We start from the raw sequence: 15,252 nt of genomic DNA, 5'->3' as shown, positions 1-15,252 counted from the left end.
TCCCGATTTTAGAAAAGCTCGGCGTAGAGCAGTTCAATCATATGATCGGTAAAGGATTCCGAAAGGGAGGGATACTGATGAAGCAGCAGCTTTTCCATCACTTCGTAGCGGGAAAAATACAGCGCCTCCTCCGGCTGATCGTTGTCGACGGACTGATCAATGACATCGGCACGGTAGGTATCCAGAAACCATTTGAGGATCTCATCCTGCAGTGCATCTTCTGTTGCAGTCGCATCTTTGAGCTGTTTGATCTGTCCGAAGGAACGGATGCCGATCCACAAAAAGATAACGAACATGATTCCCATGACAAGACCCATCAGAATTCTGGCGGCACCGGTAATATGGATCGGAAGAACGCCGCAGAAAAACAGCACTAAAAGAACCAGTCCGATGATGCCGACCCCGGTAAAGGTGTAGGCGGTAGACTTCATATCTTCGGTCTGGGAAGCCTTGGACCGGTAGGCGTGTGAATGTGCAGTAAGCGGCGGAGTATCTCCTCTGCCGCCTTCCGCTGCCCTGACGGTGGAAGCTGCCGAAAGTTCTTCCATGTCATCAGGGGAGAAGGCATCCGGACTGTCTTTTGATTTGTCCTCTGATATGGAGAGCGACTCCACCAGATCCACGCCGCAGTCCGGACAGCGGACGATTCCCGCTACATATTCGTTTTTACATTCTGGACACCACATAATAAGTTCTCGCTTTCTTAGTTTTCTTTTCCTATATTATAGGAGATTTTATAGACTGCCGCAACCAAAGAATGTTATAATGAACCTGCTATGAAGATTACAATTTTATGCGTTGGAAAAATCAAAGAAAAATTTTACAGAGATGCCATCGAGGAATACGCTAAGCGCCTGACGCGCTATTGCAAGCTGGAAATCATCGAGGTCGCAGATGAAAAGACGCCAGACGGCGCAAGTGCCACGGAAGAAATGCAGATCCGGCAAAAGGAGGGGGAGCGTGTGCTTGCCCGCCTCGAGAAATGCAGGCAGAGCAGCTCCTATGTCATGGCACTCGCCATAGACGGCAGAGAACTCGATTCGGTCGAACTCTCACAGAAACTGGAAAAACTGGGAACTGACGGGATCAGCAATGTGATCTTTTTGATCGGTGGGTCACTCGGCATGTCAAAAGAGCTGCTTGCGGCGGCGGATTTTAAGCTCTCTTTTTCCAGAATGACGTTTCCACACCAGCTGATGCGCGTGATTCTGCTGGAGCAGATCTACCGCGGCTACCGCATCATGAACCGGGAACCCTACCACAAATAGCGGCAGGCTATTCGGTAAAGTCCCTGGAATACAGAACGGTTCCGTCCGGATTTAAGGCGGTCAGCCGGATGGCGATGCCGTTTATGCCGGTCTCATCTGCAATCTGCGCGCGCAGCGAGGAAAAAGTGGAGGCATAGCTGTCAAAAATGGCGTCATACAGCTGCGTCAGTGCGTCGGCGTCTGCATCATCCGACATATCATACGCCTTAGAAAGCGTGTACTGGAACACTAACGCATCGGAATCTGCGGTGACAATGTCCAGGGTGTATCCCAGATCCTGGGAATTGACGGCGTCTGTCATCTCCTGAAACTGATCCGCCTGTGTGGCATACCAGTCATCCAGCGATGCTTTTTTACATCCCATCAGAGCCATTCCCAAGCAAAAAAGTGCGAGCACGCACAGTAATATTCTGTGGCTTTGAATTTGATATCCGGTCATAACGGTCTCCTTTTCCCTGTAGAAGCTTAAAAATCTATCATCAGTATAGAAGTCCGCCGCACGACTTGTCAAGCGTCCGCGCGGCAAATGTTGAATCGGCGGTTAAACGGTGTTACAATAAAGTATACTTTAGAAATAAGGGGGATTGCAGTATGAGAATGTATGATTTGATCTTAAAAAAGAAGCAGGGCGGGGAACTTTCCACGGATGAGATCCGCTATATGATAGAAGGTTTTACGGAGGGAAGCATTCCGGATTATCAGATGTCCGCCATGACAATGGCGATCTGTTTTCGCGGAATGACGCCGCGCGAGACGGTGGATTTAACGCTTGCCATGAGGGACAGCGGTGATGTGCTGGATCTCTCGGGGATCAAGGGGGTAAAGGTCGATAAGCACAGCACCGGAGGCGTGGGAGACAAGACCTCACTGGCGCTGACACCGATCATTGCTGCGCTCGGGGTTCCGGTTGCGAAAATGTCCGGCAGGGGACTGGGGCATACCGGCGGAACAATCGACAAGTTAGAATGTTTTGACGGGTTTACGACCGCGCTCTCCGAGGAGCAGTTTGCCGGGAATGTCAATACCATCGGGATTGCCATTGCGGGACAGACTGCCAATCTGGCGCCGGCGGACAAGAAATTATACGCGCTGCGTGATGTGACGGCAACGGTGGATCAGATGTCGCTCATTGCCAGCTCCATCATGAGCAAAAAGCTGGCGTCCGGAAGCGATGCCATCGTTCTGGATGTCAAGACGGGCAACGGCGCTTTTATGAAAAAGCTTGAGGATTCCAGAGCGCTCGCAAAAGAGATGGTCTCCATCGGTACGATGGCGGGCAAGAAGACGGTGGCTGTCATCACGGATATGGATCAGCCGTTGGGACGCGCGGTCGGCAATTCACTTGAGGTCCGGGAAGCGATTGATACCCTGCGCGGAGAGGGACCGGCTGATTTCAAAGAAGTGGTGTTTGCACTGGGCAGCCAGATGCTTATGCTCGCAGGGCGGGCGGCGGACGAAAAGGAAGCCCGCGCACTGATGGAGGGCGTGATAGAAGACGGATCGGCACTCGATAAATTTGCCCAGTTCGTGCGCGCACAGGGCGGAGATGCTGCACCGGTCTATGACACATCCCTTCTGCCGGTTGCGGGGAAGACACTAGAGGTCACGGCAAAAGAGAGCGGATATGTGCACCGGATTCTGGCGGAAGACATCGGAATTGCCTGCATGACCCTGGGAGGCGGAAGAGAGACCAAGGAGAGTGCGATTGATCTATCCGTTGGTATTATTCTGGAGAAAAAGAACGGGGATGCGGTAAGTGACGGTGAAGTGCTTGCGACGATTTATGGCAATGATGATGCCAAAATGCAGGCGGCGTATGAAAAAATTGCCCATGCCTACGAGATCGCCAAAGAGCCGGCGGCTTTCGTGCCGGTGGTCAGAGAATATATCTTTCCAGAATAAGACGGTATTTTTCCTCATATAGTGCTATATGAGAAAAAATAGCAGAACTTCAGCGGGGTCACAGATTTCGCTGCGCGAAAGAATTGTAGATAACCTGGAGCTTCCCAAAGACCTCATGCTCGGGGCGGCGATCGTGACCGTCACCGGCAGAGGGGAAGCTGTGATTTCAAATTATAAAGGAATCCTGGAATACGAGGATTCCTTTATCCGGGTGCAGACAAAAACCTGCAGGATACGGATTACCGGTGTCCGTCTTGCCATAGATTATTACACGAATGAAGAAATGAAAATAACGGGCAGCATTGATACGATAGAGTACGAGAACTGAGACGATGTTGCTCTCTGTGATCAAATATTTTCGCGGTTATGTTCATGTGAAGCTGACGGGATATGCACCGGAACGGTTCTTAAATCTGTGCGGGAACCGGAATATCCTGATCTGGAATTTAAAACCGTGTGAAAATGGATATACTTTTTGTATCAGTGTCGATGCATTCCGACAGCTGAAGCCCATTCTGAAAAAAACCAAAACGCAGATCCGGATTCAGAAGCGTGTGGGGATGCCGTTTTGCGCGTTTCGCTACCGCAGACGGTATCTTTTCCCGGCAGGCCTGCTTTTTTTCTGCTTTTTGCTGTATGATCTGTCCGGATTCATCTGGAATATCGAAATCAACGGGAATTCTTATCTGACCACGGAGACGATTCTGGATTTCCTGGAGGAGGAACACGCATCGTTTGGAACGAAAAAATCCCAGATTTCGTGCGAGGATCTGGAAGAAGCCATGCGGAGCCGCTACCGGGATGTCATCTGGACTTCCATCAAGATTTATGGTACAAAGATGACGGTCGATATTCAGGAAAACCTCCTGTCGCAGGAAGAATATGAGGCGAAGAGCGATGAACCGCAGGACATTGTCGCCGCCAAAGACGGCGTGATTACCGAGATGGTGACACGCGCGGGCACGCCGCTTACCGCGGTGGGAGCGGAGGTAAAGAAAGGCGACATCTTAGTCTCGGGGCGCATTGAAGTGTTAAACGACGACGGTGAGATCATGCAGTACCTCTACCGTCCGTCCGATGCGGACATCAAGGCGAAGGTACTCTATTCCTACCGGGATGTGATTGATGGCACCTGGGTGGAGATGGCACCGACCGGGAACACGAAGGAGCGTTACAGCATCACGCTGCTTGATAACGTGTTCGACTGGCCGCTTTTCCGGAATCCGTTTGCAGAGTATCAGGTGCAGACGGAGAGCAGGCAGCTCCATGTGGCGGACAATTTTTATCTGCCCGTGTGGCTGAATAAAAGTGAGTTCACAGAGGTCGAGCAGGTGCGGCACGAGCGCACCGAAGCGGAGATCCGTCAGATTGCCACAAAGAATTTCTCGGATTACATCAAAGATTTGGAAGAAAAAGGTATTCAAATTATATCAAAAAATGTTATTATAAAAAGTACGGGTGAAAAATATGTGGTAAGCGGCGATCTGTGGGCGCACGAATCCATTGTTTCCTATCAGCCGACAGAGGTTTACGATACCACAATGCAAGAAAGGCAGAATGAAAATGAGTCTGACTGAAGTTTCGTTAAATATACCGACAGACCACATGGCGAATGTGTTCGGTCAGTTTGATGTCTATATCAAAAAAATCGAGCGTACCTTGAATGTGACGGTGGTTGTCCGGGGAGAAGATATGAAAATCCTCGGAGACGAAAGACGCTGCAGGCGCGCGCAGGATGTTTTCATGCAGCTTCTGGAATTGTCCAAACGCGGAAATGTCATCACGGAACAGAATGTCAACTATGCACTGGCATTGATGGCGGAGGAAAAAGAGTCGGCGATCGTGGAGATCGACCGCGACTGCATCTGCCACACGATCAACGGCAAGCCGGTAAAGCCCAAGACACTCGGTCAGAAAGCCTATGTGGATGCCATCCGCGAAAAGATGATCGTGTTCGGCATGGGACCGGCGGGTACCGGTAAGACCTATCTGGCGATGGCGATGGCAATCACCGCGTTTAAAAACGAGGAGGTCGGGCGGATTATCCTTACCAGGCCTGCGATTGAGGCGGGGGAGAAGCTTGGCTTCCTTCCGGGCGATCTGCAGAGCAAGGTTGATCCTTACTTAAGACCGCTTTACGACGCGCTGTATCAGATTATGGGGGCGGAAAGCTTCCAGAAGAATATGGAAAAGGGATTGATTGAGGTGGCTCCGCTTGCCTACATGCGCGGACGTACGTTAGATAACGCATTTATCATTCTGGACGAGGCGCAGAACACGACGCCGGCGCAGATGAAGATGTTTCTGACCAGAATCGGTTTCGGTTCAAAGGCGGTCATCACCGGTGACGCCACCCAGAAGGATCTGGCGCCGGATGCCGCATCGGGCTTGGACATTGCGCTGAAAGTGCTGCGCAATGTGGAGGAGATCGGTATCTGCGAACTGACAAGCCAGGATGTCGTGCGGCATCCGGTGGTGCAGAAGATTGTCAAGGCATACGAGGATTATGAGAAGCGCGCCGGTAAGACGTCCGGCACGAGAAAGAACACGAGCAGAACCGGAGCGGGCAGAACCGGTGCGAGAAGCAGGAGAGAGAACACGAATGGATGATCGCTATGTGGCAAAGAGAGTAATATATCTGCTTGGCATGTCTGCCGCAACGATCCTGTTTACGACAGCGGCGGCATTTATCAGGGGACAGTATCTCGACGAGTGGATCGTCCTTGTTATCATCAATCTGGTATTTCTGGCGTTGTGGTTCTTTTTATTGGAGCACTGCCGGATGAAGCGGAGCATTGCGGGAAACCGTGAGACAAGCTACCGGCGTATTTTTGCAGGGTATCTGGCGTCGCTTGGCGTGACGGCGGTCTGTCTTGTACTTCCGGAATTTTCAAGACCTGTGATGCTATCTGCCATTTTGATGCTCGGTGTGGGGAATATCGAGCTTTCCCTGTGCAGCGGACTCTTTTTCTGCAGCCTGCTCGGTCTTTTGTGCGGTGGAACCATCCAGGAATTCTCCATGTATATCCTGCTGGTTCTGATCGGAGCGGTGGCAGCGGACGCAGTGGAAAACAGCAAAAAGCAGTTCTGGTATGAATGGTTTGCTGGCATGGCAGGCATGCTTCTTCCGGTTCTGTTCTACTATCTGACCTACCGGGAGATCAGTGTCCGGATCATGGTATCTGCCGTGGCGGACGGTGTGGTCGTCTTTTTGTTTTTGCATCTGTGCTACCGGAAGTTAGCGGATGCAAGAAATGCGGAAGTCGATGAGGTCATGGTCGACATCACCGATGAATCCTATCCGCTGGCGCGGGAACTGGCGAGTTTTTCCAGGGCAGACTACAGCCATGCAAGGCGGGTAATGCTTGTGGCGGCGCGATGTGCTGCTGTGGTCGGGGCAGACGAACGTGTGTGCAGCGCCGCGGGGATGTATTACCGTATCGGCGTACTGGAGGGCGCACCGCTTGCAAAAAACGGTGTGAAAATGGCACAGAGAGCCTGCTTCCCGGAGAAGGTAATCCGCATTATCGGGGAATACAACGGGGAAGAGGCCCTGCCATCCACCATCGAGTCGGCGATTGTACATATGGTGGACGGGCTGTTGAAAAAACTGGAGGTTCTGGATGAGGATACCGTTGGCAGCAACTGGAACCAGGATATGGTGATCTATCAGACCTTGAATGAATATTCTGCCGCGGGGCTGTATGACCGTTCCGGGCTTAGCATGAATATGTTTTTGAAAATACGGGAATATCTTGTGAACGAGGAGGCATTACTGGTATGAGCCTGAATTTAGAAGTCGAAGTGGACGTGCCATTTACATTTGATTATGAAGCGCTGGCGGGCGAGGTTGTCGCTTTTACCATCGACCATGAAGGTTTTCCTTATGAGGCGGAAGTGAATCTGACGCTGACGGACAATGAAGGAATTCATGAGATCAACCGGATGTACCGACAGATTGATGCACCGACGGACGTTTTGTCTTTCCCGATGCTCTCCTATGAGCAGGCGGGCGATTTCTCGGCGTTGGAAGAGGATTATGAGGATAATTTTAATCCGGATACCGGGGAGATCATGCTGGGAGACATTGTCATCTCGGTGGACCGGGTGAGAGAGCAGGCTGCCGCCTACGGACACAGCGAGCGCAGGGAATTTGCGTTTCTGATCGTGCACAGCATGCTTCATCTGTTCGGGTATGACCACATGACGCCGGAGGACGCGGCAGTCATGGAGCCGAAGCAGAGACAGATTCTGGAGGAGATGAACATCTCGCGTGATTAACGAACGGCGGCGCCGTGGCGCTTCCGAAAGGATTTGAGGTACTTTTATGGGCAATAAAAAAAGGAAAAATACGACAAGTTTTCTGGCGCAGGGCACAATCCTCGCGGCGGCTTCGCTGATCAGCCGTGTGATCGGCCTGATTTACCGCATGCCGCTGACGGCGATTATTGGGGATACCGGCAACGACTATTATGGCAGTGCCTATACCATCTATAATATTTTGTTAATTATTTCGTCCTACAGCCTGCCGCTCGCGGTATCCAAACTTGTCTCGGCAAATATCTCACAGGGCAGAAGGCGCAATGTCTACCGCATCTTAAAGTGCGCGCTGATTTTTGCGCTGGTGTCCGGAACCGCTGCCGCGGCAATTCTCTATTTCGGAGCGGATTTTATTACGGGTACGCTGCTTAGAACCCCACTTTGTATCTTTGCGTTAAAGGTTTTAGTGCCGGTTCTTGTAATTGTTGCGGTCTTAGGTGTGATGCGAGGCTTTTTCCAGGGACTTGGCACGATGATGCCGAGTGCCGTATCCCAGATCTTAGAGCAGATTGTAAATGCGATTGTCAGCGTGTGGGCGGCGTATGTCCTTTTTTCCTACGGTTCCAAAGCCGGAGCGCTTTTAGGCAATGCCGAGGATTACGGCGCAGCCTACGGTGCGGCGGGCGGAACGATCGGAACCGCTGCCGGAGCGCTGAGTGCGCTGCTGTTTGCGGGTTTTGTCCTTGTTGTCTATCTGCGGGTGTTTAAAAAGACGCTTCGCAAGGAGCGGAAGACAAGCGCAGATTCGTACGGAGAGATTTTTAAACTGCTGATCATCACCATTATTCCGGTGCTGGTGAGCAGCACGATCTACAACTGCAACGCCACCATTGACCAGGCGGTCTACAAGAATATCGCGGCATGGCAGGGATATTCCAAGACGGACTACGGTACCTGGAACGGTATCTATACCGGAAAATACCAGGTGTTAATCAATGTGCCGCTGGCCATTGCATCCTCCCTTGCGGCATCGAGTGTGCCGGCGCTCTCTGCTGCTTATGCGAGCGGAAAACGAGGCGAGGCGAAACGGCAGATTGGGCTTGCCACACGCTTTATCATGGTCGTGGCATTCCCGTGTGCAGTCGGAATGGGCGTGCTTGCCTCCCCGATTCTTCAGATGCTGTTTGGTGATTCCTCCGAGCTTGCGGCAAGAATGCTGCAGACCGGTTCCGTGGCCATCATTTTCTTCTCCCTGTCGACCCTTTCCAACGGTCTGCTGCAGGGGATGAATCGGATGAAGGAGCCGATCAAGAATGCAGTGATTGCACTGGCGCTTCACTTGATCATTCTGGTGGCGCTGATGCTTGGGCTGGATCTGAACATTTTTGCGGTGATCATCGCAAATGCATGCTTCGGACTGATCATGTGTATTCTAAATGCGCGCTCGATCCGCCGTTACAGCGGATACCGTCAGGAAGTGCGGCGCACGTTTTTCGTGCCGGCGGTTTCAGCGGCTGGAATGGGCGTGGTGGTATGGCTTGTTTACCGTCTGTTCCTCTATCTGCTTCGGAGCAATCTGATCGCAACGCTTGTATCGATTGTTGCAGGCGTCTTTACCTACGCGACGCTGCTTTTGATGCTTAAGGGACTGACCGAGCAGGAAATCCTGCGCTTCCCGAAAGGCAGAACGCTTGTAAAACTCGCGCGGAAGATGCATCTTTTGCGTTAATTGAATAAAAAGGAAAGAACTGGCAGATACTTATCGCAGAGAATGGGAGGACATTATGAAACGGACGATAGGTATTTGCCTTTTTGCGGCAGTGATGCTGTTTGCCGGAGGCTTGTGCGGGAAAAACGCATTTGATGCAGAAAGGATCCGTACGGCAGAGGAGACGGAGGCGGTCACGGAAGATGCCGCAGTGACACAGACGGAGCGGACTGCGGAGAGCATGCAGATCCAGAAAACCTGCCGCTATCTGCTCCGCATGGATGACGACGGCATCTTAAAAGTCTATGAGGCGGACGGGATAACCCTTTTATTTGAGACCAACATCCGTGCGGAACGGCTTTCCGTGCAGACGAGGGAGCAGCTTTCCGACGGAATTCCGGTAGACGATGAGAGAGAACTGTACGATCTGCTCGAAAGCTATTCCAGCTGACGTAAGAGAAGTTATTCATTGAATGTTACAGGGCTGTGTGGTAAAATTGTTACGGTTAAGAAGAACGGACAGAATGATACAGCGGTTAGATAAGAGGTTGAAATGACAGATATAGATGTTACGGTGATCGGTGGCGGCGCGGCAGGACTTATGGCGGCGGTCAGTGCAGCCAGGTGCGGCGCGAGAACACGGGTGATCGAACACATGGACCGGATTGGAAAAAAGATTCTATCCACCGGCAACGGAAAATGTAATTACACAAATGCAGTGCAGGGGCTTTCCTGTTATCGTGGAGAGAACCCTGCTTTTGTGCTGCCTGTTTTTGAGCAGTTCGGGCAGGAGGATACCGTGCGCCTGTTTGAAGAACTTGGAATCTATCCGAAGATCAAAAACGGTTACTATTATCCGGCGAGTGAGCAGGCGGTGTCTGTCGTGGAAGTGTTTGGCATGGAATGCGATTACCTCGGCGTTGATCTGTGGACGTCCTGCGGACTGCAATCCATTCAAAAAACCTGTACCGGGTATGAAATACGCACCACAAAAGGCGCGTTTTCAACCAAAACAGTGATTTTTGCGCCCGGATTGCTGGCAGCACCCAAGACAGGAAGCGACGGAAGTGCATTTCCATATATAGAAGCACTTGGTCATCATTTTGTAGATGTGGTGCCAGCTCTCGTGCAACTGCATGGAAAACAGGCATTTTTCAAGAAACTTGCAGGAATTCGTGCAGAAATGCAGGTAACACTCTACCTGGAAAATGCGCAATTTCAACCAAAAGGCAGCCGTGGGACAGCCCGGGGAGAAAAGCCTGACACGGTGTGCAGTGAGCGGGGCGAACTTCAGCTTACGGCTTCCGGAATCTCGGGTATCCCGGTCTTTCAGATCAGCCGTTATGCGACAAGAGCGCTCGCGGACGAAAAGCATCCCTACGTGCTGATTGATTTTGCGCCGGATCTTACGGACAAGGAGTTTTTTGACCTGCTGTCAGAGCGCTTCTACGAGAATACACATGGCAAGAGCGCCGGGGAGGCACTGATCGGTCTCTTTAACAGAAAGCTGAGCGAGGTACTGCTCTCCGAAGCTGGCATACGGTCGGAACTCTATGCCGGGGAGGTGGCACGCGCCACGTTGCACCGGCTGGTGAAGTGTGTCAAGAATTTCCGGGTTGATATTACCGGAAGCAACGGAATGGAAGCGGCGCAGGTATGCGCAGGGGGCGTTGACACGGAGGAGATTGAAGCTACAACGCTTGCGTCAAAGCTGGCAGACGGTATCTATTTTGCGGGCGAGGTCATTGATATTGACGGCACCTGCGGCGGTTACAATCTGCAGTGGGCGTGGTCGAGCGGCTTTGTGGCGGGGATGCATGCAGCAGAGGAAGGAATGTCAGAACAGAGATGATACGGATCAATCAGATAAAAATGCCGCTGCATCACAATGCGGCAGCACTGGAACAGAAAATCAGAAAACGTCTGGGACTTTCGGGAGACCAGGAGCTTCGCTACCGGATTATCAGAAAATCCATTGACGCGAGAAAGAAACCGGAACTGTCGTTGGTGTATTCCGTGGAGGTTTCCACTTCCGGAGAAGAGAAAATCATAAAAAGGGCAAACGATCCGAATGTTACGATCGTAAAGCAGACCGGTTATCATCTGCCCGGGGCGGTTTCGCCAACGCCGTCCATCCCGCCGGTGATTGTCGGTGCGGGTCCTGCGGGACTTTTCTGCGCGTATGCGCTCACGATGAGCGGCTGTGCACCGGTTGTCCTTGAGCGCGGGCGTTCAGTGACGGAGCGCACAAAGGATGTGGAGCGCTTCTGGGAGAGCGGAGTGTTGGATACGGTTTCCAACGTGCAGTTCGGAGAGGGCGGCGCAGGAACTTTTTCGGACGGCAAATTAAATACACTGGTCAAGGATCCCACCGGCAGGAACCGGTTTGTTCTGGAAACCTTTGTGAAATTCGGAGCGCCGGAGCAGATTCTGTACGAAAACAAACCGCACATCGGAACGGATATTCTTGCCGGAGTCATCAAAAACATGCGGCAGGCGATGGAAGCGCGCGGCGCCAGGTTTTGCTTTGAGAGTTGTATGACAGATTACCGCAGGGAAGCGGACGGAAAGATGTTTGTTGAGGTCAACCACAAGGAGTGGATCGAGACTTCCAGACTCGTTCTTGCAATCGGTCACAGTGCGCGGGACACGTTTGGGATGCTGTATCAGAAGCAGGATCTTGTCATGGAGGCAAAAGCGTTTGCGGTTGGTTTCCGTGTGGAACACCCGCAGGAGATGATGAATCTGCAGCAATATGGAGCGCTGCATGCACACGAACTTCCGGCAGCCCCCTACAAAGTGACAGCGAACCTCGCAAACGGCAGAGGCGTGTATTCCTTCTGCATGTGTCCGGGCGGATATGTGGTAAACGCATCCTCCGAGGAAGGCAGGCTTGCGGTCAATGGAATGAGCTATTCCGGACGTGACGGGAAAAACGCAAACAGTGCGATTATTGTGGCGGTAACTCCTGACGACTTTGCGGGGAAAGATCCGCTAGCCGGTGTCCGTTTTCAGGAGATGCTCGAGGAGCGGGCATTCGCTATCGGAAAAGGGCGGATTCCGCAGCAGCTTTTTGGAGACTATTGCAGCAATCGTGCCTCGGTGTCTTACGGGGCGTTTGAGAGCGCCACAAAGGGCGCATGTGTGCTTGGCAATTTAAGAGGTCTGCTGCCGCAGGCACTGGAAGAGTCCTTTATCGAGGGGATGCACGCATTCAGCCGCCGGATTCCGGCTTTTGACCGGGAAGACGCCATCCTCTCCGGCGTGGAGAGCCGGACGTCCTCACCGGTGCGCCTGGTGCGCGATCCGAAGCTTCTTGTGGCTGCAGGCGGCATCTATCCGTGTGGGGAGGGCGCGGGCTATGCAGGCGGCATCATGTCCGCGGCGATGGACGGACTGAAAGTGGCAGAGGCGATTATGAGAGATATGGAGGAGCAACGTGGCTGAATTTACACCAATGATGCAGCAATATCTGCAGACGAAGGAAGAATATAAAGACTGTATCCTGTTTTACCGGCTGGGAGATTTCTACGAGATGTTTTTTGAGGATGCCGAACTGGTGTCCAAAGAACTGGAACTGACGCTGACCGGAAAAAACTGCGGCATGGAGGAGCGCGCACCGATGTGCGGCATCCCGTACCATGCGGTGGAGGGATACTTAAATAAACTTGTGGCAAACGGACACAAGGTTGCCATCTGCGAGCAGGTGGAAGATCCGAAGCTGGCAAAGGGACTGGTCAAGCGCGAGGTCATCCGGATCGTGACGCCGGGAACGAACCTGGATATGCAGGCGCTGGACGAATCCAAGAACAATTATATTATGTGCATCGTGTATCTGGCAGACCGCTACGGCGTATCCATTGCGGACGTCTCAACCGGAGACTACTATGTCACCGAGGTGGATTCGGAGCGGAAGCTTTTCGATGAGATCACAAAATTTTCGCCATCTGAAATTATATGCAACGAAAGTTTTTATATGAGTGGTGTCGATATAGAAGATTTAAGGCATCGACTCAAGATTACAATTTATGCGCTGGAGACATGGTATTTTGGGGATGAGCTTGCAGAGACAACACTGCTTACACACTTTAAGGTAAAGAGTCTGGAGGCGCTGGGACTTGCCGATTATGACTGCGGCATGATTGCTGCGGGAGCACTGTTAAAGTATCTGTACGAGACACAGAAGAACGATCTCAACAACATTTCCGTGATTCATCCGTATTCCACCGGAAAATACATGATCATCGACAGCTCGACCAGAAGGAATCTGGAGCTTGTGGAAACGCTGCGCGAGAAGCAGAAACGCGGATCGCTCCTGTGGGTGCTTGACAAGACGAAGACGGCGATGGGTGCCAGACTGCTCCGCTCCTATGTGGAACAGCCGCTGATTGACAAGGCGGAGATCGAGAAGCGCCAGGATGCAATCTGTGAGCTGAATCAGCACGTGATTACCAGAGAGGAACTCCGGGAATATTTAAATCCGATCTACGATCTGGAGCGTCTGATTACGCGTGTTACATATCTGACCGCCAATCCCAGGGATCTCATTGCCTTCCGCAGTTCGATTGCCATGCTGCCGCCGATCAAGAGTCTTTTGGGCGATTTTCAGTGCGAGCTGCTGGGAGAAATCCGCGAGGACATGGATACGTTGGAGGAGCTCTGCGCACTGATCGACCGGGCTATCATGGAGGAACCGCCCATTTCGGTGCGGGACGGCGGTCTGATCAAGGACGGCTACAACGAGGATGTCGATAAATACCGCAAGGCGAAGACGGAGGGGAAGACCTGGCTGGCGGAACTGGAAGCCAAAGAGCGTGAAAAGACAGGCATCAAGAATTTAAAAATCAAATATAACAAGGTATTCGGCTATTATCTGGAAGTGACCAACTCCTACAAGGATCTGGTTCCAGATTATTTTATGCGCAAGCAGACGCTCGCCAACGCCGAGCGCTATATCACGCCGGAATTAAAAGAACTGGAGGACATGATTCTCGGCGCGGAGGACAAGCTTGTCACATTAGAGTACGATCTCTTCTGTGAGGTGCGGAGTACGATCGCTGCGGAGGTTGTGCGCATCCAGCGGACCGCCAAGGCGGTTGCCGGTCTGGATGTATTCGTGTCGCTCGCACTTGTCGCGGATCAGAATAATTACTGCCGTCCGAAAATCAACGAGAACGGCATCATTGACATCAAGGGCGGACGTCATCCGGTGGTCGAGAAGATGATCAACAACGATATGTTTATTGACAATGACACGTACCTCGACAACGGCAATCACCGCATCTCGATCATTACGGGACCGAACATGGCGGGAAAATCCACCTATATGCGCCAGACGGCGCTGATCGTTCTGATGGCGCAGCTTGGCAGCTATGTGCCTGCGGCATCCGCGAAGATCGGTATCGTGGACCGCATTTTCACACGTGTGGGAGCGTCGGATGATCTTGCCAGCGGGCAGAGTACGTTTATGGTGGAGATGAATGAGGTTGCAAATATTCTGCGCAACGCTACCTCCAACTCGCTGCTGATCTTGGATGAAATCGGGCGCGGCACAAGCACCTACGACGGGCTGAGCATTGCCTGGGCGGTGGTGGAGCATATCAGCAACCCGAAGCTCCTCGGTGCCAAGACGCTTTTTGCCACACATTATCATGAACTGACAGAGCTGGAAGGCAAATTAAACAACGTCAACAATTACTGCGTGGCGGTAAAGGAAAAGGGCGATGACATTGTATTTCTCCGCAAAATCGTAAAGGGCGGCGCGGACAAGAGTTACGGTATCCAGGTGGCAAAGCTTGCCGGCGTGCCGGATTCTGTCATTGCGCGTGCCAAGGAGATCGTGGAGGAATTAAGTGCCAACGACATCACGGAAGTTGCGAGAAATATCTCCGTCGATACGGGAAGCAAAAAGAAAAAAGAAAAGCTGGACGAGGTGGATCTGACGCAGATGTCGTTGTTTGATACCGTGCGGGACGATGACATCATAGAGGAACTGCGGAATGTGGATGTCGGAAATCTGACGCCGATTGAGGCTTTAAACAAATTATACGAACTTCAGAACAAGGTAAAGAACCGCTGGTAACCGGAAGCGCCTTTGGCAAAGGCAGATGGGAG

14 protein-coding genes are annotated in these 15,252 nt (G+C 52.1%); 12 read left to right on the top strand and 2 right to left on the bottom strand.

From position 1 onward, the window contains the following. Positions 1-8 precede the first annotated feature (8 nt). Positions 9-686, bottom strand: a complete 678-nt coding sequence (locus RHOM_RS07605) for a hypothetical protein (protein WP_014079710.1) — start codon at positions 684-686, stop codon at positions 9-11. Positions 687-776: 90 nt separating this feature from the next. On the opposite strand from RHOM_RS07605, the gene rlmH reads away from it, so the two are divergent. After that, positions 777-1,268, top strand: coding sequence for a 23S rRNA (pseudouridine(1915)-N(3))-methyltransferase RlmH (rlmH, locus tag RHOM_RS07600; protein ID WP_014079709.1), 492 nt, complete (start codon positions 777-779; stop codon positions 1,266-1,268). 7 nt (positions 1,269-1,275) lie between these two features. Here the strand turns inward: rlmH and RHOM_RS07595 are convergent, their stop codons facing one another. Then, positions 1,276-1,707, bottom strand: coding sequence for a DUF4854 domain-containing protein (locus RHOM_RS07595; RefSeq protein ID WP_044024645.1), 432 nt, complete (start codon positions 1,705-1,707; stop codon positions 1,276-1,278). A gap of 152 nt (positions 1,708-1,859) precedes the next feature. On the opposite strand from RHOM_RS07595, the gene RHOM_RS07590 reads away from it, so the two are divergent. From RHOM_RS07590 to mutS, 11 genes are all read left to right on the top strand, one after another. Then, positions 1,860-3,170 carry a pyrimidine-nucleoside phosphorylase gene (locus tag RHOM_RS07590; protein ID WP_014079707.1) on the top strand — a complete coding sequence of 437 codons (1,311 nt, stop codon included), beginning with the start codon at positions 1,860-1,862 and terminating at the stop codon, positions 3,168-3,170. A gap of 28 nt (positions 3,171-3,198) precedes the next feature. After that, on the top strand, positions 3,199-3,498 hold the full coding sequence (locus RHOM_RS07585; protein WP_044024644.1) for a YabP/YqfC family sporulation protein: 300 nt from the start codon (positions 3,199-3,201) through the stop codon (positions 3,496-3,498). A 16-nt stretch (positions 3,499-3,514) separates the two neighbouring features. Continuing rightward, positions 3,515-4,747: a sporulation protein YqfD gene (gene yqfD, locus RHOM_RS07580; RefSeq protein ID WP_242823174.1), complete on the top strand. Its 1,233-nt coding sequence runs from the start codon at positions 3,515-3,517 to the stop codon at positions 4,745-4,747. Then, on the top strand, positions 4,734-5,780 hold the full coding sequence (locus RHOM_RS07575; protein WP_014079704.1) for a PhoH family protein: 1,047 nt from the start codon (positions 4,734-4,736) through the stop codon (positions 5,778-5,780). The genes yqfD and RHOM_RS07575 overlap by 14 nt, the downstream gene beginning before the upstream one ends. Then, on the top strand, positions 5,773-6,954 hold the full coding sequence (locus RHOM_RS07570; protein ID WP_014079703.1) for an HD domain-containing protein: 1,182 nt from the start codon (positions 5,773-5,775) through the stop codon (positions 6,952-6,954). Before RHOM_RS07575 ends, RHOM_RS07570 begins: the two co-directional genes overlap by 8 nt. Continuing rightward, positions 6,951-7,451 carry an rRNA maturation RNase YbeY gene (gene ybeY / locus RHOM_RS07565; RefSeq protein ID WP_014079702.1) on the top strand — a complete coding sequence of 167 codons (501 nt, stop codon included), beginning with the start codon at positions 6,951-6,953 and terminating at the stop codon, positions 7,449-7,451. The genes RHOM_RS07570 and ybeY overlap by 4 nt, the downstream gene beginning before the upstream one ends. A gap of 46 nt (positions 7,452-7,497) precedes the next feature. Continuing rightward, the gene (locus RHOM_RS07560) at positions 7,498-9,159 is read left to right on the top strand and encodes a putative polysaccharide biosynthesis protein (RefSeq protein ID WP_014079701.1); all 1,662 of its coding nucleotides are present in this window, start codon (positions 7,498-7,500) and stop codon (positions 9,157-9,159) included. Positions 9,160-9,214: 55 nt separating this feature from the next. Then, the gene (locus RHOM_RS07555; RefSeq protein WP_014079700.1) at positions 9,215-9,589 is read left to right on the top strand and encodes a BofC C-terminal domain-containing protein; all 375 of its coding nucleotides are present in this window, start codon (positions 9,215-9,217) and stop codon (positions 9,587-9,589) included. Between the two features lie 102 nt (positions 9,590-9,691). Beyond that, the gene (locus RHOM_RS07550; protein ID WP_014079699.1) at positions 9,692-10,990 is read left to right on the top strand and encodes a BaiN/RdsA family NAD(P)/FAD-dependent oxidoreductase; all 1,299 of its coding nucleotides are present in this window, start codon (positions 9,692-9,694) and stop codon (positions 10,988-10,990) included. After that, a complete protein-coding gene (locus RHOM_RS07545; RefSeq protein WP_014079698.1) occupies positions 10,987-12,585 on the top strand; it encodes an NAD(P)/FAD-dependent oxidoreductase in 1,599 nt (532 codons plus the stop codon). Before RHOM_RS07550 ends, RHOM_RS07545 begins: the two co-directional genes overlap by 4 nt. A 10-nt stretch (positions 12,586-12,595) precedes the next feature. Beyond that, positions 12,596-15,220, top strand: a complete 2,625-nt coding sequence (gene mutS / locus RHOM_RS07540; protein WP_014079697.1) for a DNA mismatch repair protein MutS — start codon at positions 12,596-12,598, stop codon at positions 15,218-15,220. The last annotated feature ends 32 nt before the right edge of the window (positions 15,221-15,252 follow it).

The sequence above is a fragment of the Roseburia hominis A2-183 genome, assembly GCF_000225345.1.
Classification (GTDB): domain Bacteria; phylum Bacillota; class Clostridia; order Lachnospirales; family Lachnospiraceae; genus Roseburia; species Roseburia hominis.
This window is presented reverse-complemented; position numbering and strand designations above follow the sequence as displayed.